This is a genomic window from Streptomyces sp. NRRL S-646, from assembly GCF_000720765.1.
Classification (GTDB): Bacteria; Actinomycetota; Actinomycetes; order Streptomycetales; family Streptomycetaceae; genus Streptomyces.
The window spans coordinates 582,072-600,414 of the sequence record NZ_JODC01000005.1 but is presented as its reverse complement, the minus strand read 5'-3'; the positions used below and the strand labels follow the sequence as shown (position 1 = coordinate 600,414).

The 18,343-nt window shown below is 70.9% G+C and carries 21 protein-coding genes; 9 read left to right on the top strand and 12 right to left on the bottom strand.

Annotated features, from left to right (window positions below; genetic code table 11):
- The first annotated feature begins 1 nt into the window (after window position 1).
- Window positions 2-472: a GNAT family N-acetyltransferase gene (locus tag IH68_RS0112645; protein WP_030933164.1), complete on the top strand. Its 471-nt coding sequence runs from the start codon at window positions 2-4 to the stop codon at window positions 470-472.
- Window positions 473-505: 33 nt separating this feature from the next.
- Here the strand turns inward: IH68_RS0112645 and IH68_RS0112640 are convergent, their stop codons facing one another.
- Genes IH68_RS0112640 through IH68_RS0112630 form a run of 3 tightly spaced genes read right to left on the bottom strand, consistent with a single transcriptional unit; the run spans window position 506 to window position 3,710 of the window.
- The gene (locus IH68_RS0112640) at window positions 506-1,477 is read right to left on the bottom strand and encodes an MBL fold metallo-hydrolase (protein WP_030933161.1); all 972 of its coding nucleotides are present in this window, start codon (window positions 1,475-1,477) and stop codon (window positions 506-508) included.
- 5 nt (window positions 1,478-1,482) lie between these two features.
- Window positions 1,483-2,229: an aspartate/glutamate racemase family protein gene (locus IH68_RS0112635; protein WP_037884750.1), complete on the bottom strand. Its 747-nt coding sequence runs from the start codon at window positions 2,227-2,229 to the stop codon at window positions 1,483-1,485.
- A gap of 5 nt (window positions 2,230-2,234) precedes the next feature.
- Complete coding sequence (locus tag IH68_RS0112630; RefSeq protein ID WP_030933158.1) at window positions 2,235-3,710, bottom strand: NCS1 family nucleobase:cation symporter-1; 1,476 nt, start codon at window positions 3,708-3,710, stop codon at window positions 2,235-2,237.
- Window positions 3,711-3,859: 149 nt separating this feature from the next.
- On the opposite strand from IH68_RS0112630, the gene IH68_RS0112625 reads away from it, so the two are divergent.
- Window positions 3,860-4,531 carry a GntR family transcriptional regulator gene (locus tag IH68_RS0112625; RefSeq protein ID WP_030933155.1) on the top strand — a complete coding sequence of 224 codons (672 nt, stop codon included), beginning with the start codon at window positions 3,860-3,862 and terminating at the stop codon, window positions 4,529-4,531.
- A gap of 46 nt (window positions 4,532-4,577) precedes the next feature.
- Entirely contained in the window at window positions 4,578-4,757 is a 180-nt protein-coding gene (locus tag IH68_RS0112620; protein WP_030933153.1) for a hypothetical protein, read from the top strand.
- Here the strand turns inward: IH68_RS0112620 and pip are convergent.
- Together pip and IH68_RS0112610 are read right to left on the bottom strand one after the other, a co-directional pair.
- Complete coding sequence (pip, locus tag IH68_RS0112615) at window positions 4,744-5,712, bottom strand: prolyl aminopeptidase (RefSeq protein ID WP_030933151.1); 969 nt, start codon at window positions 5,710-5,712, stop codon at window positions 4,744-4,746. The genes IH68_RS0112620 and pip overlap by 14 nt on opposite strands.
- Window positions 5,713-5,749: 37 nt before the next feature.
- Complete coding sequence (locus IH68_RS0112610; protein ID WP_030933149.1) at window positions 5,750-6,442, bottom strand: uracil-DNA glycosylase; 693 nt, start codon at window positions 6,440-6,442, stop codon at window positions 5,750-5,752.
- Window positions 6,443-6,515: 73 nt separating this feature from the next.
- Here IH68_RS0112610 and IH68_RS0112605 point away from each other — a divergent pair, with 73 nt between their 5' ends.
- The 3 genes from IH68_RS0112605 to IH68_RS0112595 all read left to right on the top strand — a co-directional run bounded on the left by IH68_RS0112605 (window position 6,516) and on the right by IH68_RS0112595 (window position 7,876).
- The gene (locus tag IH68_RS0112605; protein ID WP_030933147.1) at window positions 6,516-6,749 is read left to right on the top strand and encodes a hypothetical protein; all 234 of its coding nucleotides are present in this window, start codon (window positions 6,516-6,518) and stop codon (window positions 6,747-6,749) included.
- A gap of 61 nt (window positions 6,750-6,810) precedes the next feature.
- A complete protein-coding gene (locus IH68_RS0112600; protein ID WP_030933145.1) occupies window positions 6,811-7,242 on the top strand; it encodes an SRPBCC family protein in 432 nt (143 codons plus the stop codon).
- Between the two features lie 79 nt (window positions 7,243-7,321).
- Window positions 7,322-7,876: an RNA-binding S4 domain-containing protein gene (locus IH68_RS0112595; RefSeq protein ID WP_030933143.1), complete on the top strand. Its 555-nt coding sequence runs from the start codon at window positions 7,322-7,324 to the stop codon at window positions 7,874-7,876.
- A gap of 52 nt (window positions 7,877-7,928) precedes the next feature.
- Here the strand turns inward: IH68_RS0112595 and IH68_RS0112590 are convergent, their stop codons facing one another.
- Together IH68_RS0112590 and IH68_RS0112585 are read right to left on the bottom strand one after the other, a co-directional pair.
- Window positions 7,929-8,375: a DoxX family protein gene (locus tag IH68_RS0112590; RefSeq protein ID WP_030933139.1), complete on the bottom strand. Its 447-nt coding sequence runs from the start codon at window positions 8,373-8,375 to the stop codon at window positions 7,929-7,931.
- Between the two features lie 99 nt (window positions 8,376-8,474).
- Window positions 8,475-9,374 carry an acyltransferase domain-containing protein gene (locus IH68_RS0112585; protein WP_030933136.1) on the bottom strand — a complete coding sequence of 300 codons (900 nt, stop codon included), beginning with the start codon at window positions 9,372-9,374 and terminating at the stop codon, window positions 8,475-8,477.
- A 78-nt stretch (window positions 9,375-9,452) separates the two neighbouring features.
- Between IH68_RS0112585 and IH68_RS0112580 the strand changes: the two genes are divergently transcribed.
- Window positions 9,453-9,725 carry a DUF6343 family protein gene (locus IH68_RS0112580; RefSeq protein ID WP_030933132.1) on the top strand — a complete coding sequence of 91 codons (273 nt, stop codon included), beginning with the start codon at window positions 9,453-9,455 and terminating at the stop codon, window positions 9,723-9,725.
- 7 nt (window positions 9,726-9,732) lie between these two features.
- On the opposite strand, the gene IH68_RS0112575 is transcribed toward IH68_RS0112580, so the two are convergent.
- The 4 genes from IH68_RS0112575 to rpsA form a co-directional block, all read right to left on the bottom strand.
- Window positions 9,733-10,113 (bottom strand): tetratricopeptide repeat protein, encoded by a 381-nt coding sequence (locus tag IH68_RS0112575; protein WP_030933129.1) that lies wholly within the window; start codon window positions 10,111-10,113, stop codon window positions 9,733-9,735.
- Window positions 10,114-10,163: 50 nt separating this feature from the next.
- Window positions 10,164-10,802 carry a dephospho-CoA kinase gene (gene coaE / locus IH68_RS0112570; RefSeq protein ID WP_037884748.1) on the bottom strand — a complete coding sequence of 213 codons (639 nt, stop codon included), beginning with the start codon at window positions 10,800-10,802 and terminating at the stop codon, window positions 10,164-10,166.
- A 45-nt stretch (window positions 10,803-10,847) separates the two neighbouring features.
- The gene (locus IH68_RS0112565; RefSeq protein ID WP_030933123.1) at window positions 10,848-11,786 is read right to left on the bottom strand and encodes a PAC2 family protein; all 939 of its coding nucleotides are present in this window, start codon (window positions 11,784-11,786) and stop codon (window positions 10,848-10,850) included.
- A 310-nt stretch (window positions 11,787-12,096) separates the two neighbouring features.
- Window positions 12,097-13,599, bottom strand: a complete 1,503-nt coding sequence (gene rpsA / locus IH68_RS0112560) for a 30S ribosomal protein S1 (protein WP_030933120.1) — start codon at window positions 13,597-13,599, stop codon at window positions 12,097-12,099.
- A 398-nt stretch (window positions 13,600-13,997) separates the two neighbouring features.
- Between rpsA and IH68_RS0112555 the strand changes: the two genes are divergently transcribed.
- Both IH68_RS0112555 and hrpB read left to right on the top strand, forming a co-directional pair.
- Window positions 13,998-14,819, top strand: a complete 822-nt coding sequence (locus IH68_RS0112555) for a class I SAM-dependent methyltransferase (protein ID WP_030933117.1) — start codon at window positions 13,998-14,000, stop codon at window positions 14,817-14,819.
- 4 nt (window positions 14,820-14,823) lie between these two features.
- On the top strand, window positions 14,824-17,343 hold the full coding sequence (hrpB, locus tag IH68_RS0112550) for an ATP-dependent helicase HrpB (protein WP_030933114.1): 2,520 nt from the start codon (window positions 14,824-14,826) through the stop codon (window positions 17,341-17,343).
- Here hrpB and IH68_RS0112545 read toward each other — a convergent pair.
- Entirely contained in the window at window positions 17,333-18,325 is a 993-nt protein-coding gene (locus IH68_RS0112545) for a DUF3068 domain-containing protein (protein ID WP_030933110.1), read from the bottom strand. The two genes, hrpB and IH68_RS0112545, sit on opposite strands and share 11 nt — an antisense overlap.
- Between the last annotated feature and the right edge of the window lie 18 nt (window positions 18,326-18,343).

Sequence of the window (18,343 nt, the reverse complement as noted above, 5' to 3'; positions counted from 1 at the left end):
CTTGCCTTCCGAAGCCTTTCCCATAGCTCTCCGCCGAGCCGCCTCGGGCCCCGATGCCGCCGCCGCGGCCGACGTCTGGCTGTCCTCCTTCGCCGCCGCCCTGCCCACGGTCGTCAGCCCCCGCTCCGCCGACGAGGTGCGCAACTACTTCCGGGACGTCGTCGTACCCCTGCGCGAGACCTGGGTCGCAGATGCCGGAGCGGAGGGTGGCATCGTCGGCTTGATGGTGCTCCGCGGCGACGAGCTCTCCCAGCTGTACCTGCGTCCCGACTGGCGTGGGCGCGGCATCGGTGACCGTTTCGTCGCGCTCGCCAAGGAGCGGAGTCCCGGCGGGCTCAGCCTGTGGACCTTCCAGGTCAACAAGCCGGCCCACCGGTTCTACGAGCGGCACGGCTTCGTCGCCGTCGAGTACACCGACGGCGGCGGGAACGAGGAGCAGGAGCCGGACGTGCAGTACGTGTGGCGCCCATGAACGCCCCTGAATACCCTTGAAGGCCCTTGATGTTCAGGGCCTCCCAGGACCGTGGTCCCGGTACGCCCATGCCGCCGCCTGTGCCGCGAGCCCCACGACGTCCACTTCCCCGGCGTCGCCGTCGAGGTGCCGGTACTCCACCGCCGTGAGGATCACGATCCGTTCGCGCAGGCCCAGGTGGTCGTGGAAGCCGGAGGCGAGGATGTCGGCGGCGGCCTCGCCCGCCGGGACGCCGGCCGCATGGTGGGCGTGGACGAGGGCTTCCAGCTCCCGCAGGTAGGTGACGTAGCTGCGGACGTCCTCGACGCTCATCACCGGCCCGTGTCCGGGAATGACCACCTCGGGGTCCAGGGCCAGGATCGTCTCGCAGGCCGCGGCGACCCGGGCGAGCGGGCCGTCCCAGTGGACGGGGTGGTCGTCGGCGAACAGGACGTCCCCCGCGCACACGACCCGCTGCCCGGGCAGGTGGACTATGAGGTCACCGGCCGAGTGCGCGGGGCCCACCTCGATCAGTTCGGCCTCGATGTCGCCCACCGTCAGGGCGTGCCGGCCCGAGAAGGTGGTGGTGGGCGGGACGGCCTCCGCGCCCTCGTACGTGTAACGGCCGAAGTGCTCGCGCGCATACCAGCCCAGCGGCTGGTCGGCCGGTGTCTGGTGGGTGAGGAAGTGCATCTGCTGCGGGGAGGGTTCGCGGCAGAGGTGCTCCGCGCTCGCCTTCGTGGCGATGATCTCGGCACCCGGGAAGCAGCCGTTGCCGAACGTGTGGTCACCGTTGACGTGGGTGTTGACGATCGTCGTCACGGCTGCCGCGCCCGCGGGCAGGACCGGGCGGGCCGCGGCGAGCAGGGCCTCGGTCATCGGCTGGTCGTAGGGGGTGTCGACCAGGGCCGCCTGCTCGCCGGAGGTGATGAGCAGGCAGTTCGCGAAGCCCCAGGTGCCCGCGTGGCCCGGGGACCACAGGTGGAGTCCGTCGGCGACCGGGAGGAGTCCGTCAGGAAGGTTCATGGCGCTCATTGTCGGGGACGGTGATCGCGAGTTGTGCGGTCGGGTGCGCCCCACGTCCTCCTCTTCGGCACCGGCTTCGCATAACTCCCCGCCCGGCTGGTCGTCAGTTTCAGCGCCACCAGCGACTCCGCCAGTTTCACGGCCGCCCCGACCCCGTCCACCACTGGCAGCCCGAGCTTCTCCCCCACCACCCGCTGCAGTCCGGTCATCCCGGCGCACCCGAGCACCAGGACCTCGGCCCCGGCCTCCCGTGCCCGTTCGGCAGCCGTCAGGAAAGCGGCCTCCGTGCGGTCCGCGTCGCCCAGGTCGAGGACTCCCAGGCCGGTCCCGACGACGGCGGCGCAGTTGCGCCCGACCCCCGCCAGTTCGAGGCTGTCCTCGATCTGGCCGCACGACCGCTCCAGCGTCGTCACGACCCCGTACCGGCGCCCCAGCAGGCAGGCCAGATGGGCCGCGGCCTCCGTGATGTCGACGACCGGTACGTCGACCAACTCCCGTACGCCTTCCCGCCCGTGCTCCCCGAAGCCGGCCATCACGACGGCGTCGTACGACGGGCCCTCGTACGTGCGCAGCAGGTCGATGACGGCCGTGGCCGACAGATGGCTGTCGAGCCAGCCCTCCGCCGACTCCGGGCCCCATGCGGGGGTCAGACCGAGCACGGTGGTGCCCGGGCCTGCGGCGGCCCGGGCACCTCGTACGATCTCCTCGGTCATCTCCTGCGTGGTGTTGCAGTTGGTGACGACGATCCGCACGCTCGTCAGACCTCCACGGCAGTCGGCTCGGTGGCGCGTTCGGTGGCTCGCTCGGACCGGCAGATCACCAGGTACAGGCCGGCGCCCAGGGCCGTGCCGATGAACCAGGAGTACGGGGCCACGTCGCTGAAGGTCTTCACCAGCGCGAGCACCGCCGCGACCGCCGCCGATGGCAGGAACGCCGCCAGGGCCTTGGGGTTGACGCCCTTGCGGTAGTAGTAGCGGGAGCCGGGGCGGGCGTCGAAGAGCTCGTCCACGTCGACGCGGCCGCGCTTGACGAGGTAGTAGTCGACCATGATCACGCCGAACAGCGGGCCGAGGAAGGCGCCGAGGCCACCGAGGAAGTAGTTGACGACCGTGGGGTTGGAGAACAGGTTCCACGGAGTCACGACCAGGGCCGCCACCGTGCTGATCATGCCGCCGACCTTGAAGCTGATCTTCTGCGGCCAGACGTTGGCCAGGTCGTACGCCGGTGAGACGAAGTTGGCGACGATGTTGACGCCCATGGTGGCGACGGCGAAGGTGCACGCGGCCACGACCAGCACCCAGGTGTTGCCCACCTTCGCCACCAGCTCGGCGGGGTCCGTGATCGCCTGGCCGAACACCTTCAGCGAGCCGGCCGTGACGATCACCGACACGACCACGAAGGCCGTCGAGTTGATGGGCAGGCCCCAGAAGTTGCCGCGGCGGACGGTGCGGTAGTCAGGTGCGAAGCGGGAGAAGTCGCAGAAGTTGAGCATGAGCGTGCCGTAGGTGGCGAGGATCAGGCCGATCGCACCGAACCACTGCCGCCACTGCTCGCCGGTCGAGACCGGGTGCGGGGTGGAGGTGAGCGAGATGCTCCAGTCGGCCTTCGACAGGACCCAGATCGCCAGCGCGATCATGACGAGCCAGATCGCCGGGCCGCAGAAGTCCTGGAACTTGCGCACGGACTCCATGCCCTGGCTGATGATCAGCGCCTGGATCAGCCACAGCGACAGGAACGACACCCAGCCGAGCGCGTTGAGACCCAGGAAGGAGTGGTGCGTCCAGGACTCCAGGCCCGGCCAGGCGGCCAGCAGCATCACGTTGACGGCGACGGAGGCGAGGTAGGTCTGGATGCCGTACCACATGATGGCGATCACGGCCCGGATGAGGGCCGGGATGTTGGCGCCCCAGACGCCGAAGCTGATGCGGCTGACGACCGGGAAGGGTACGCCGTGGCGCTGGCCGATCTTCCCCATCCAGTTCATGCCGATGTAGATGATCACGAAGCCGACGAGCAGGGAGGTGAAGACCTGCCACACGTTCATGCCGAGCACCAGCAGGCCGGCGGCGAAGGTGTAGTTGCCGAGGTTGTGGACGTCGGACATCCACATGGCGAAGAGGTCGAAGACCTTCCAGTTGCGCTTCTCTGCGGGCGCGAGGTCTTCGTTGGTGAGCCGGGGATCGGGGACGAATGCTGGTGCGCCGGTGGCTTCGGCACGGTCGGCGAGGGACACGGGGCCTCCATGGGACGGGAGCGGAGGGTGGAGACGGCAGCCGTTTGGTATACCAAACTGCGGACATGGTCCCGCCGTCAAGCATTCCGGCCGATGTCGTCATTGTTAACGCTCGGTAAAACAGCCCCGGTGTCGGAGAAGATGGCTTCATGAGTTCCACGACGACGAAGATCGAACCCCTGGGCGCGGTCCGCGAGCGGGTCCTGGCGAGTCTGCGGCAGGAGATCATCGCGGGCAGCCTCCGCCCTGGTGACCGGCTGGTCGAGCGGGAACTCGCCGAACGGCTCGGGGTCTCCCGGGTGCCGGTCCGCGAGGCGATCCGCGCTCTGGTCGCCGAGGGGTTCGTCCACTTCGAGACGCCGCGCCGCACGGTCGTACGCCGTCTCACCCCGCACGACGTCCAGGAGCTCTTCGAACTGCGCGAGGCCCTGGAGGTGTACGCCGCCGGGCTCGCCGCCGCCCGCGCCACTCCGGAGGACCTGGCCGAGGTCCAGTCGCTGCTCGACCTCGCGGCCACCGCGACCGAGGCGGGGGACGCGGAAGTGATCACGGACGTCAACAGCCGCCTGCACGACCGCATCGTGGCGATGGCAGGCAACAGCCTGCTGACCGAAGCCCTGGAACCGGTCGCCGGGCGACTGCGGTGGATGACCCGGCGGAACGAGGAGTGGCCGCAACTCCTCGTGGAACACCGCGAGTTGTACGAGGCGATTGCCTCCGGAGACCCGGACCGCGCCCGCACGCACGCCCTCGCCCATGTGCGCACCAACTACCGCTCGACGGTGCGGCACCTGTTCGGCGAGGCCGAGATGCCCGACTGACATCGCCCTGGAAAATCCCGCCCCGACTCGACCATGGACGCAGCTGGTGACGGAAGCCGGATACGACGACGCCGTCCGGGTTCCGTACGCGCTGGTGGCCGTCCGGCAGGGGGCGACGGTCGCCATGATCAGCACGTCGGACCGGGGCAAGGAAGCGGCCGCCGTACCGGACGTTGTCGTCGGCACTCAGCTGAAGAAGCTCGGTGCGCAGCTCACCTCCGAGTGACCGCGTACTTGTCCGTCGACGCCACCAGCGCATCGGCGACTCCCGGCGCCCGCGTGTCGTGCCCGACCTCGTCGACGACGATCAACTCACTGCCGGGCCAGGCGTGGTGGAGCCGCCAGACGGTGCCGAGGAGGTTGCCGAAGTCGAGGCTGCCCTGGACGAGGGTGCCGGGAATGTCCTTGAGCAGCGGCGCGTCCCGCAGGACCACGCCTTTGTCGTTGCCCTCGCCGAAGAAGCAGTCGTTGCCCCAGTAGTGCGTGACCGTCCGGGCGAAGCCCATGCGGAACTCGGGGTCCTCGAAACGCCGGACCGAACGCGGCGGCGCGGGAATGATCGCCGTCTCCCAGTCCGTCCAGGCGCGCGCCGCCCGCTTGCGCACGGCGGGGTCGGGGGACTCGAGGAGGCGGTTGTACGCGGCGGCGAGGTTGCCGTCCCGCTCGCCGGCGGGCAGTTCGGCCAGGAACCGCTCGAAGGCTTCCGGGAAGATCTTTCCCAGTCCCCGGGTCAGCAGCGCGTGTTCGGCGTCGGCGCCGGTGGCGACGAGGGTCAGGAGCAGCTCGGACACCGCCGCCGGATGCGTCTGTGCGTACCGCAGCCCGAGCACCGAGCCCCACGACGCGCCCCACACCAGCCAGCGCTCGATCCGCAGGTGAGCACGGAGCAGCTCCAGGTCGGCGATGAGATGAGCCGTGGTGTTGACACTCATGTCGGTGTCGTACGCGCTCGCATGCGGCGTCGAGCGTCCGCAGCCGCGCTGGTCGAGCAGCACGATCCGGTAGGCGGCGGGGTCGAAAAGGCGCCGTGAGTAGGGGGTGCAGCCGGACCCCGGCCCGCCGTGCAGCACGACCGCGGGCTTGCCGCGCGGGTTTCCGCAGGTCTCCCAGTACACGCGATTGCCGTCGCCGACGTCGAGCATGCCGTGGTCGTAGGGTTCGATGTCCGGGTGGAGGGGCATCCGGGCACCGTAACGCGCCTACGGCAGTCCCCGCCCCTCATTTCACGCGCAGCCCCGCCGCCGCCCCCGCCCTGCGCAGCACGTCCCGCAGCATCTCGGGGGTGAGCTTGCCGGTGAAGGTGTTGCGCTGGCTGACGTGGAAGCAGCCGAAGAGGTCGAGGCCGTCGAGCGGCACGCGTGCGCCGTGGGCGAAGACGGGCCGGGGCCGGGGCACCGTCCAGCCCGCCTCTGCGAACGCGGGCAGCGCGGCCTGCCAGCCGAACGCACCGAGCACAACGACCGCACGCAGGGTCGGCCGCAGCAGCGTGAGCTCCTGGACCAGCCAGGGGCGGCAGGTGTCGCGCTCCCCCGGGGTGGGCTTGTTCTCGGGCGGGGCGCAGTGCACGGGCGCGGTGACGCGGACGCCGTGCAGTTCCAGGCCGTCGTCTGCGGCCACCGACGTGGGCTGCGAGGCGAGGCCGACGTCGTACATCGCCCGGTACAGCACGTCCCCGGAGCGGTCGCCGGTGAACATGCGGCCGGTGCGGTTGCCGCCGTGGGCGGCGGGCGCGAGGCCGATGATCAGGAGCGAGGCGTCGGAGGGACCGAAGCCGGGCACGGGGCGCGCCCAGTACGTCCACTCCTGGAAGGCCGCGCGCTTGGTCCGCCCGACCTCCTCCCGCCACTCCACGAGCCGCGGACACGCGGCACAGCCCGCGATACGGGTGTCGAGCTCGGCCAGGCTGTCCATGCCCCCACCGTATGACCACCGGATGGGCGGGCGTCGAGCGGCGGGTCCGCCGATCCCGGCCCATGCTGGAGTCATGGACGTGCAACCCCCTGTCGTCCCCCCTGTCGTCGTGCTTCCGCCGCAGTCGGACGGTGGACGGCGCGTGACGATCCGCGGCAAGCGCGTAGGCACCGCCTACACGCTCTTCGACGTGCTGGACTTCCTGCACAGTGCGGGCCTGCCCGCCGAGGAGGACCGGGCCGTCGACGACCCCGAGCTGATCGAATGGCGTGGTGGCGGGCCGTACGTGTGGAACGGCACGACGTAGCCGCCGGGCGCACACTGGGGGCAACAGGCCATGCGGCAGGAGCCGAACCTGGAGGTGGGCCATGAGCACCCTCGAAGAACACGTCGACGTCGGAGTTCCGATCGACCGGGCCTGGGACAGCCTCCACCGGGTGGAGAACTACTCACGCTTCGTGGAGGGAGTGCGCGAGGCCCATGCGGAACCGGAGGGGCGGGCGCATCTGGACGTCGAGGCCGGCGGCCGGGGCCGGGGATTCGACGCCGAGGTCTCCGACCGCAGCGGGGAACGCGTGATGGAGTGGCACACCATGGGCACCCCCGAGCTGACGGGCTCCTTCTCCCTGCAGCCGATCGACCGGAACCACACCCGGGTCCAGGCACGCCTCGAGTACGACCCCGACGCCCTGAGGGCAGCCTTCGGCGGTCCGAGGGGCTTCGCCCAGGCCAGCACGATCGAGCGGATCGTCCGCACCGATCTGCAGCACTTCAAGAAGTACGTGGAGCGCGGGCGCTGACACGCGGCTGCCGCCGGGACACCTGACCGGCACGGAAATCCGCCCGGTTCACCCGCTTCGGAGAGCTAAGGTCGGGAGCATGGCTTCCGAAGCTGACGAGGAGAAGGGCGGGCGGGGCTCCACCGAGCCCGAACAGGCCGCACCCAAGGCCGTCGAGCCCGAGGCGGCCGGCCCCGAAGCGATCGACCCCAAGATCGCCGCCGCCATCGCCGCCGCAGAGGCCGCGGGCCCGGCGGACGGCGTGACCGTGCGGATCGACAGCTGGATCTGGGCCGTGCGTCTGGCCAAGACCCGCTCGGTCGGCGCGGCCGCCTGCAAGGGCGGGCATGTGCAGGTGAACGGGGTACGTGTGAAGCCCGCGCACACCGTGCGGATCGGTGACGAGGTGCGCGTGCGGCAGGAGGGCTGGGAGCGGATCGTCGTCGTCAAGCGGCTGATCCGCAAGCGGGTGGGCGCCCCCGTGGCCGCCCAGTGCTACGTCGACAACTCGCCGCCCCCGCCGCCCCGCCAGTCCTTCGCCCCGGCCGGCATCCGCGACCGTGGCACGGGCCGCCCGACCAAGCGGGACCGCCGCGACATGGAACGCCTGCGGGGGCTCGTGGAGGGCGGCAAGCCGAGGCCGAGCGGACGATGACACACGGAGGTGGCGTCCGGCTCGGACCGGACGCCACCTGCGGCTTCGGGGCTCACACCCGTCGTCGTACGAGCTTCAGCAGTTCCCCGGTGGAGCCCCGCCGGGCCCAGGCGATGAGGGCCAGCGGCACGATCAGGATCAGCGGGGTCGCGGCGTTCTGACCGTCGAAGACGGTGGTCTGGACGACGAACGCGCCCACCATGAGACCGCTCAGTGCAATCGCGGCGACCGACTGCAGCACCGGGATCAACAGGGCCACCGCACCGGCCAGTTCGAGGGCGCCGATGGTGTACATGCCCGTGCTGCCCCAGCCGATCTTGTCGAAGGCGTCGGCGGCGTAGTGGTTCCCGATCAGCTTGGGCAGGGCGCTCGCGATGCCGTAGAAGAGGGCGAGCAGCACCTGCAGGGTGCGCAGCGCGATCCGGGCGCGGCGGCCGCGGGCGGTCGCGGACTCGGCGACGACGGGGGCGGAAGCGACGCGGGCGGTGGTCTCGGACATGGGGTTCTCCTGTGGTGAGCGGTTCGTCGTGCTGTCACAGGGATAGACCGGCCGTCGCTTCGGAACTCATCGCCGCTGAGCGGACTTTCGCGGGGTTCCCTACAACGGGAACCAGCCGTGCCCGATGTACCAGTGGCGGCCCGCCCTCAGGTGGTCGCCGACCGCCCGCTCCACCGCCGTACGCCGGGGCAGGCTCTCGACGGGCAACTCCGGGTCGCCGAACACGAACTGGACCGGTTCCTTGTCGGCCGGCTCCCGGTCCTCGCGGGCGACCCGGAAGCGGTCCTGGAAGCGCACGATGTTGGAGTCCGCCGGCAGATACTCCTTCAACTGCGCATCCAGCAGCCAGGAGTGGCACAGCGCGGCCCGGTACTTCTCCTCGGGGTAGTGCAGCGCGAAGAACTCCGTCGCCAGCGCGAGCGAGCGCTCGCAGGCCGCCGGTGACAGCGGGCCGAGGTAGTCGGGGATGTGGACGTTCAGACAGGGCGTACCGGGCGCCGCGTCCAGGCCGGCCGCCGCGAGGACCCGCGACGTGCGCTGCCCGTGCCGCGCCCGCTCGAACTGCAGCCGCCCCAGCTGGTACAGCTCGCCCCGGAAGTGGTGGGTCAGCCACCACGGCGCCTGCACACCCGCCCGGCGGTGCCGCCTGCGGTGCACGGCCATGTTCCGTCCGAGGTCGGCGAGGGTGTGCCGGGAGACCTCGTCCGGGACGCCCCGCGCACGGTGGTACGCGCGCGTGTACGGCAGCGCGGCCACGAACACGTACACAGGGAAGCAGCGCTGCAGCGGCCCCGACGCCCAGTCCAGCTGGGGCAGGTCGACGGCGGTGCCGACCTCCCCCATCCCCCGGACGAGTTCCTCCACCGACGTCTCGAGGGCGCGCGACAGCTCCGGGTCGTCCGTCACCCGTCGGCCCATCCGTACGAGTTGGTTGATGTCCTCGTGCGGTACGGCGAGGTCCAGCAGCACCTCGGCGAGCTCATCGGCATCCGGCAGCACGCGGCGACCCCCTAGTCCCGTTCCCCTTGGTGAACGTCCGTCCCGAAGAGTACGTTGCAAACAGGAGTAGTGATCCCGATGCGTACGGGCAGTGAGCCGACGACCGCGCGCAGTGCACTGCGGGCGCGCTTCTGGCTGAGCGTGTGGGGGCTGGTCTGGGCGATCTTCGGCACGGCCGCGTTCGCCCTGGTCGGACGCCCCGGGTGGGCAGCGGCGTGCGGTGTGCTGTGGCTGGTGGTCACGGTCGACATGACCGTCATCGTCAAGCACATGCGCGAGGGCCCGCACTACCAGCCCGGCCGGGACATACCTCCGTACCGGCCGCCGGAGAGCAGGCCGCGGCCCCACTAGCCGGTGCTCACGCGTCGAACCGCGCCGCTTTCAGGTACTGCGGGTTGGGGTCGAGCGCGGCCGCCAGTCTGAAATGGCGCTTGGCCAGCTCGGCCTCGCCCCGGCGCTCATAGGTCCGGGCGAGCGCGAAGTGCGCGAACGCGTTGTCCGGCTCGCGCTCCAGGACGATCGTGAACTCCAGCTCGGCGGGCCGCAGTTGCGCGGCGGCGAAGAAGGCACGCGCGCGCAGCAGGCGGGCCGCGGTGTTCTCCGGGTGGGCGGCGATGACCGAGTCGAGCAGCTTCACCGCGCCCCGCGGGTCCCGTGCGTTGAGCAGCTGCTCGGCGGCACGGAAGTCGATGACATGCGTCTCCGGAGTACGTCCGGTCGATCCGCTGGTCTCGGGCACGGCAGAGTCCTTCCCTCACTCGAAGGGTTCAACGCCCCGATCAGGGGGCCCTATTCCTGCGGCGACCGTGGCGTACCGGACGACCCGGACGCGGCCTGCGCTCTGCGTACGAGGTCCGCCCAGACGTCCTTCACCCGGCGCTGCAGCTCTTCCAGCGGTACGTCGTTGTCGATCACGACGTCCGCGATCTCCCGGCGCTTTTCGCGCGCCGCCTGGGCGGCCATGCGCGCGCGGGCGTCCTGCTCGGTCATGCCGCGCAGCCGTACGAGCCGGTCGAGCTGGGTCTCGGGGCTCGCGTCGACGACGATCACGAGGTCGTACAGCGGGGCGAGGCCGTTCTCCGCGAGCAGCGGCACGTCGTGGACGACGACCGCGTCCTCGGCGGCGGCCGCCTCGAGTTCGCGGGAGCGCGCGCCCACCAGGGGATGCACGATCGAGTTCAGGACGGCCAGCTTCTCCGGGTCGGCGAAGACGATCGAGCCGAGCTTCGGCCGGTCGAGACTGCCGTCGGCGGCGAGCACCCCCTCGCCGAAGGCCTCGACGACCGCCGCCAGCCCGGGTGTCCCCGGCGCGACGACCTCGCGAGCGATCCGGTCGGCGTCGATCAGCACGGCACCGCACTCGACGAGCAGCCGCGACACCTCGCTCTTGCCGGCACCGATCCCGCCGGTCAGCCCCACAGTCAGCATGAGCGGCAGCTTAGGGCCTGCCACTGACAGCGGGACCACCGGAGGTCAGTTGTCGCCCTCCCGTTCCGCCAGGAAGCGTTCGAACTCGAGGCCGATCTCGTCCGCCGACGGGATGTCGACGGGCTCGGCCAGCATGTTGCCCCGGCTCTCGGCGCCCGCAACGGCGTCGTACTGGTTCTCCAGGCCCGAGACGAGGGTGGTGAGCTCCTCGTCGCCCTCCTGGATCTGCCGGTCGATCTCGGTCTGGGTGCGGTGCGCGTCCGTGCGCAGGGAGTGCGCGATGCCGGGGAGCACCAGGCCGGTGGCGGCCGTGATGGCCTCCAGGACGGTCAGGGCGGCGTCCGGGTACGGGGACCGCGCGATGTAGTGCGGCACGTGCGCGGCGACACCGAGGACGTCGAAACCGGCCTCCATGAGGCGGTACTCGACCAGGGACTCGGCGCTGCCGGGGACCTGCGCCTCGTCGAAGGGGCTGCGGTGGCCCGGGACGAGGTCGTTGCGGTTGCCGTGCGGGGTCAGGCCCACGGGGCGGGTGTGCGGCACGCCCATCGGAATGCCGTGGAAGTTCACGGACAGGCGCACGCCCAGCCGCTCCACGATCTGCTGGACGGCCGCGGCGAACCGCTCCCACTCCACGTCCGGCTCCGGGCCGGAGAGCAGCAGGAAGGGCGCTCCGGTGGTGTCCTGGACGAGCCGTACGTCGATCGTGGGCTCCTCGTACTCGGTCCACTGGTCGCGCTTGAAGGTCAGCAGCGGACGGCGGGCACGGTAGTCCACGAGCCGGTCGTGGTCGAAGCGGGCGACGACCTGGTTGGGCTGCGAGTCGAGGATCCGGTCGACGATCTGGTCGCCGGTCTCGCCCGCGTCGATGTATCCGTCGAAGTGGTAGAGCATGACAAGACCGGCCGACTCCTGGGCAAGCGCCATGTCGACGACAGCCAGCCCCTTCGGCTCCCATGCGTACAAACCCTGCGGATCAAGCACAGTGACCGCTCCTCCTCGTGTTCGTACGTTCCAACACGCCCTGGAACAGCGGCATTCCCACCCAGCCCCCTGATCAGCCCTCTCTTACGCCCTTTTCATGACAGGGGGAGGGCCTTTCATGGCAAGGGGGGGAAGGGCAGCGCCGCCCCGACAGGGGCGCGGGGCCGTATCGATTTGCGGCTCCGCCGCGTGGGCGCGACAAGCCCCCACCGGCCTGCAGACGAACGACACCCCCCTGGGCAACGCTGAAGGGCCGCACCTCGAAAGGTGCGGCCCTTCAGTTACCGGCTAAGCCTCAGCGAGCCAGCGTTCAGCTCTGCCCGCCAGCCAGCTTCTCGCGGAGAGCGGCAAGCGCCTCGTCGGACGCCAGCGCGCCGGAGGTGTCCGCACCCTCGGAGGAGTACGAACCGCCGCCGCCACCCGCGGCCGGAGCCGCACCCGCAGCGTCGCCGCCCTCGGCCGCAGCAGCGGCGTCGGCCTCGCGGGACTTGATGACCTGCTGCTGGTGCTGCTCGAAGCGCTGCTGCGCCTCGGCGTACTGGTGCTCCCACGCCTCGCGCTGGGTCTCGTAGCCCTCGAGCCAGTCGTTGGTCTCGGGGTCGAAGCCCTCGGGGTAGATGTAGTTGCCCTGGTCGTCGTAGGACGCGGCCATGCCGTACAGGGTCGGGTCGAACTCGACCGTGGCCGGGTCGGCACCGAAGGCCTCGTTGGCCTGCTTCAGCGAGAGGCTGATGCGACGGCGCTCGAGGTCGATGTCGATGACCTTGACGAAGATCTCGTCGTTGACCTGGACGACCTGCTCCGGGATCTCCACGTGGCGCTCGGCCAGCTCGGAGATGTGGACCAGACCCTCGATGCCCTCGTCCACGCGGACGAACGCACCGAACGGAACCAGCTTCGTGACCTTGCCGGGCACGACCTGGCCGATCTGGTGCGTGCGGGCGAACTGCTGCCACGGGTCTTCCTGGGTCGCCTTCAGCGACAGGGAGACGCGCTCGCGGTCCATGTCGACGTCGAGGACCTCGACGGTGACTTCCTGGCCGACCTCGACAACCTCGGAGGGGTGGTCGATGTGCTTCCAGGACAGCTCGGAGACGTGGACCAGACCGTCGACGCCACCCAGGTCCACGAAGGCACCGAAGTTGACGATCGAGGAGACCACACCGGAGCGGACCTGACCCTTCTGCAGGGTCGTGAGGAACGTCTGGCGGACCTCGGACTGGGTCTGCTCCAGCCAGGCACGGCGGGACAGGACCACGTTGTTGCGGTTCTTGTCCAGCTCGATGATCTTCGCCTCGAGCTCCTTGCCCACGTAGGGCTGGAGGTCGCGGACACGGCGCATCTCGACGAGGGAGGCCGGCAGGAAGCCACGGAGGCCGATGTCGAGGATGAGACCACCCTTGACGACCTCGATGACGGTACCGGTGACGATGCCGTCCTCTTCCTTGATCTTCTCGATGGTGCCCCAGGCACGCTCGTACTGGGCGCGCTTCTTCGAGAGGATCAGGCGGCCTTCCTTGTCCTCCTTCTGGAGAACAAGGGCTTCGATCTCGTCACCGACGGCGACGACCTCGTTCGGGTCGACGTCGTGCTTGATCGAGAGCTCGCGGCTCGGGATGACACCTTCGGTCTTGTAACCGATGTCGAGCAGGACCTCGTCCCGGTCGACCTTCACGATGACGCCGTCGACGATGTCGCCGTCGTTGAAGTACTTGATCGTCTCGTCGATCGCGGCGAGGAAGGCTTCCTCGTTACCGATGTCGTTGACCGCAACCTGCGGGGTGGTGGCGGTGGTCTCGGTGCTGCTCGTCATGTGGGAAAGGGCTCCGGTACGGACATTGAAGTCGTAGGTACTGCTACGCCGGGAGCCCGTATCGCTCTGAAGAAGCCGGACAGCCAAGGAAGCGCCCCAACAGCCAACTGGAAATCCAGATACTGGTGATGGCGCCTCGACAACCGAGGGGACATGCAACAGATGCGAGCGCAGCCTGCTACGTCTGAGGTGCGCAGGCCCGCAGCGCAACTTGTAGCATACGGGGGCAGCCGGACAGGGTCAATGCGCGAACGCGCACACCCGGGGCGGATCGCCGCATACCCGGCACAAGAACTGTCTCTGAAGGCCACGCAGGCCTGCGAGACCTCTTCCGTGACACTGCCGCGAGGCCGACTGCGCCATAAGGGTGACGGAAGAGTACGACGAGGGAGCCGATCATCCAAGAGCCCGTATCTTCCGATTCCGCGTTCGAGCCGGAGGCCACCCGCCGCGCGTCCGACGTCACGGAGAGCGCCCGCGCCAACCGGGGCTGGTGGGACCGGAACGCGGACGAGTACCAGGTCGAGCACGGCACGTTCCTGGGCGACGACCGTTTCGTGTGGGGTCCCGAGGGCCTCGACGAGGTGGAGGCGGAGCTGCTCGGCCCGCCGGAGGACCTCAAGGGCAAGGCCGTCCTGGAGATCGGCGCCGGTGCGGCCCAGTGCGCGCGCTGGCTGGCCGCCCAGGGGGCCCGCCCGGTCGCCCTGGACATCTCACACCGTCAGCTGCAGCACGCGCTGCGCATCGGCGGAACGTTCCCTCTGGTGTGCGCCGACGCGGGTGCGCTGCCCTTCGCGGACGGCTCCTTCGACCTGGCGTGCTCGGCGTACGGGGCGCTGCCGTTCGTGGCCGATCCGGTGCGGGTCCTCACGGAGGTGCGGCGGGTGCTGCGTCCGGGCGGGCGTTTCGTCTTCTCGGTGACCCACCCGATCCGCTGGGCGTTCCCGGACGAGCCGGGCCCCGAGGGGCTGTCCGTGGCCGCCTCCTACTTCGACCGCACTCCCTATGTCGAGCAGGACGAGGAGGGCCGCGCGGTCTACGTCGAGCACCACAGGACGCTCGGCGACCGGGTCCGGGACATCGTCGCGTCGGGTCTTGGGCTGGTGGACCTGGTCGAGCCGGAGTGGCCGGCCTGGAACACCTCCGAGTGGGGCGGCTGGTCGCCGTTGCGCGGGAATCTCATTCCGGGGACGGCAATCTTCGTGTGCGTACGAGACTGAGTGCGTGATCCGTTACGACGCCCTGGACGCGCTGCCGGTACGTGGTGCGCTGCCCGCTCTGCACGACGCGCTGGAGGGGCACGGCACGGCTGTTCTCGTGGCGCCGCCCGGCACCGGCAAGACGACGCTGGTGCCGTTGGCGCTTGCGGGGTTGCTCGGGGACGGGCCGGCGCGCCGTGTGATCGTGGCCGAACCACGCCGTATCGCGGCCCGTGCCGCTGCCCGGCGCATGGCGTGGCTGCTGGGCGAGAAGGCCGGCGAGAGTGTCGGGTACACCGTGCGCGGCGAGCGGGTCGTCGGGCGGCACGCGCGCGTGGAGGTCGTGACGACCGGGGTGCTGCTGCAGCGGCTGCAGCGCGATCAGGAGCTGGCCGGGGTGGACGTGGTGGTGCTCGACGAGTGCCATGAGCGGCATCTGGACGCGGACACCTCGGCGGCCTTCCTGTGGGACGTGCGGGAGACGCTGCGGCCGGAGCTGCGCCTGGTGGCCGCCTCGGCGACCACGGACGCCGAGGGGTGGGCCCGGCTGCTGGGCGGGGCGCCCGTGGTGGAGGCCGAGGGCGTCTCGCATCCGGTGGAGGTGCTCTGGTCGCCGCCGGCCCGCCCGGTGCCGCCGCCGCACGGCATGCGGGTCGATCCGGCGCTGCTGACGCATGTGGCGTCGGTGGTGCGGCGGGCGCTGGCCGAGCGGGACGGGGACGTGTTGTGCTTCCTGCCGGGCGTGGGCGAGATCGCGCGTGTGGCGGGGCAGCTGGGGGACCTGGGCGGCGTGGAGGTGCTGCAGGTGCACGGGCGGGCGCCGGCCGCCGTGCAGGACGCGGTGCTGGTTCCCGGGCAGCGGCGCCGGGTCGTCCTTGCGACCTCGGTGGCCGAGTCGTCGCTGACGGTTCCGGGAGTGCGAGTGGTCGTCGACTCGGGCCTGGCGCGGGAGCCGCGGGTGGATCATGCGCGCGGGCTGAGTGCGCTGACGACGGTGCGGGCCTCGCAGGCGGCCGGGCGGCAGCGGGCGGGCCGGGCCGGGCGTGAGGCGCCGGGTGCGGTGTACCGGTGCTGGACGGAGACCGAGGACGCCCGCCTGCCGCGTTTCCCGGCGCCGGAGATCAAACTGGCCGACCTGACGGCGTTCGCCCTGCAGACGGCGTGCTGGGGCGATCCGGAGGCGTCCGGGCTGGCGCTGCTGGATCCGCCGCCGGGCGGGGCGATGGCGGCGGCGCGGGCCGTGCTGACGGCGATCGGGGCGGTGGACGCCGACGGGCGGGCCACGGAGCGGGGCGCCGCGCTGGCCCGGCTCGGGGTGCATCCGCGGTTGGGGCGGGCGCTGCTGGACACGGCCGGCAAGGGCGCCGAGGCGGTTGCGCTGCTCTCGGAGGAGGCGCCGCGCGAGTACGGCGACGACCTGGCCGCCGCTCTGCGCGCCGCGCGCCGCGGCGGTGACGCCTATGCGAAGCGGTGGCGGACGGAGGTGCAGCGCCTGCGGGCCGTCGCGAAGGAGTTCGCGCCGCCGTCGGGCGAGGGGTCTGTTCCGGGGGCGGGCGCACGGGCCGGCGGCGGAGACGACCGTCTCGTCGGTCTCGTGGCGGCCCTCGCCTTCCCCGAGCGTGTCGCCAAGGCCGACGGTGGCTCCTATCTCATGGCCTCCGGCACCCGGGCCGAACTCCGCGACGGCAGTCCCCTGCGCGGTGCCCCGTGGATCGCCGTCGCCGTCGCGGACCGTCCCGTGGGCAGGGGCCACGCGCGCGTGCAGCTCGCCGCCGTGGTGGACGAGGACATGGCCCGGTCGGCGGCGGCCTCGCTGTACTCCGGGGGACAGGAGGTCCACTGGGCCGACGGGGACGTCGTGGCGCGGCGGGTGGAGCGGCTGGGGGCGATCGAGCTGGCGGTGCGGCCCCTCGCGGACGCCGACCCCGTGCTCGTACGCAATGCGCTTGTGGACGGGCTGCGACAGGAAGGGCTGGGCCTCCTGCGGTGGTCGGCCGATGCCGACGTGCTCCGACAGCGGCTCGCCTTCTTGCGGCTGCATCTCGGGGAGCCGTGGCCCGAGGTCTCCGACGATGCGCTGCACGCGCGCGTGGACGAGTGGCTGGAGCCCGAGCTGGGCCGGGCCCGGCGGCGGGCCGACCTCGCACGGATCGACGCCGGCCAGGCACTCACCCGCCTGCTGCCGTGGGCCTCGGGAGAGGCGGGGCGGCTCGACGAGCTCGCCCCGGAGCGGATCGCCGTCCCCAGTGGGTCCAGGATCCGGATCGACTACGGCGATCCCGAACAGCCGGTGCTCGCCGTGAAGTTGCAGGAGATGTTCGGGCTGCAGGAGTCGCCCGCCGTCGCGGGGGTGCCGCTGCTGGTGCATCTGCTCTCCCCCGCCGGCCGTCCGGCGGCCGTCACGGCCGACCTCGCCTCCTTCTGGAGGGACGGCTACAAGGGCGTACGGGCGGAGCTGCGCGGCCGGTATCCGAAGCATCCGTGGCCCGAGGATCCCGCCGGTGCGGAGCCGACCCGGCGCACCAATGCGCGGCTCAGGCGGTGACCGGTTCCGGCGTGGTGGACTCGGCCGGTTCCGGGTCGCCGGGGCGGCGGCTGCGGGCCTCAAGCCACAGTGACAGGGCGAGCAGCAGGACGCCGAGGGTCAGGAAGCCCCAGGGCAGGTAGGACGTCATCAGCAGGACCAGGGTGCGGTTGGACTTGACCAGGGCGACCGTGTGCCTGATGTAGTCCTCGCGCATCTTGACGTGGCCGGCGAAGGCCGTGACCTTCTCCCGGCCGCCCAGGAGGGTGCCGCCGCGGAGTTCCTCCTTGTGGATCTCCTCGCCGTACACGGGCGCGCCGGTGACGGGCTCGACCCAGAACTTGCGGACCGTGGTGTACCAGCGGGTGGTGCCGGTCTTGGCGACCGACTCGGGGGTGATGCCCTGGACGGGCATGGTCCTGGGGAACTTGACCTTCGTCCAGGGGATGGTCTGCTCGAAGTAGTAGACCTTCAGGCCGCGGAAGTTCCGGGTGCCCTTGTAGTTGATGGGGTTGGTGGTGCGGGTCTGGGCGTCGAAGTACTCGTAGTCCCGTTTCTGGGTCAGGAAGGGCCACTTGAACTCGATGCCGGTCCGCTTGACCGGGTCGCCGTCGACCATCTCGCCGGTGGCGTGGACGGGGGCCTGGGTGTGGGCGTTGAAGATGTAGCGCTCGGGGATCCGGGAGACCATCTTGCCGTCGGGGCCCTGGACGTAGGAGAGGCCGTCCCAGACGACGACGTCCCGGCCCGCCGTCTTCTCGATCTGCTTCGCGGCCTCCACGTTTCCCTTGAGGGTCTGCACGATGGTGACCTCGCGGACCGTGCGCGCCTTCATGGTGCCGTAGTCGAGGAGGGTCGCGTTCTTCGCCTCCAGGACCATGTCCTGGTACTGGTCGGCCGGGATCTTGGCCAGGCGCGGGAAGGCGTACCAGCGCAGCAGCGGGGACAGCGCCGCGAAGAACACGGCGAAGGCGAGCAGGACCAGACTGGCCTTGCGGCGCATCTCGGCCTCCCTCCCGGG

Excerpts from the sequence above, each read along its gene's own strand:
- coaE (WP_037884748.1), bottom strand. The coding sequence starts at position 10,802 with ATGCTGACTGTGGGGCTGACCGGCGGGATCGGTGCCGGCAAGAGCGAG.
- rpsA (WP_030933120.1), bottom strand. The coding sequence starts at position 13,599 with ATGACGAGCAGCACCGAGACCACCGCCACCACCCCGCAGGTTGCGGTC.
- IH68_RS0112580 (WP_030933132.1), top strand. The coding sequence starts at position 9,453 with ATGCGTACGGGCAGTGAGCCGACGACCGCGCGCAGTGCACTGCGGGCG.
- IH68_RS0112605 (WP_030933147.1), top strand. The coding sequence starts at position 6,516 with ATGGACGTGCAACCCCCTGTCGTCCCCCCTGTCGTCGTGCTTCCGCCG.
- IH68_RS0112610 (WP_030933149.1), bottom strand. The coding sequence starts at position 6,442 with ATGGACAGCCTGGCCGAGCTCGACACCCGTATCGCGGGCTGTGCCGCG.
- pip (WP_030933151.1), bottom strand. The coding sequence starts at position 5,712 with ATGCCCCTCCACCCGGACATCGAACCCTACGACCACGGCATGCTCGAC.
- IH68_RS0112590 (WP_030933139.1), bottom strand. The coding sequence starts at position 8,375 with ATGTCCGAGACCACCGCCCGCGTCGCTTCCGCCCCCGTCGTCGCCGAG.
- IH68_RS0112545 (WP_030933110.1), bottom strand. The coding sequence starts at position 18,325 with ATGCGCCGCAAGGCCAGTCTGGTCCTGCTCGCCTTCGCCGTGTTCTTC.
- IH68_RS0112600 (WP_030933145.1), top strand. The coding sequence starts at position 6,811 with ATGAGCACCCTCGAAGAACACGTCGACGTCGGAGTTCCGATCGACCGG.
- IH68_RS0112595 (WP_030933143.1), top strand. The coding sequence starts at position 7,322 with ATGGCTTCCGAAGCTGACGAGGAGAAGGGCGGGCGGGGCTCCACCGAG.
- IH68_RS0112625 (WP_030933155.1), top strand. The coding sequence starts at position 3,860 with ATGAGTTCCACGACGACGAAGATCGAACCCCTGGGCGCGGTCCGCGAG.
- IH68_RS0112640 (WP_030933161.1), bottom strand. The coding sequence starts at position 1,477 with ATGAACCTTCCTGACGGACTCCTCCCGGTCGCCGACGGACTCCACCTG.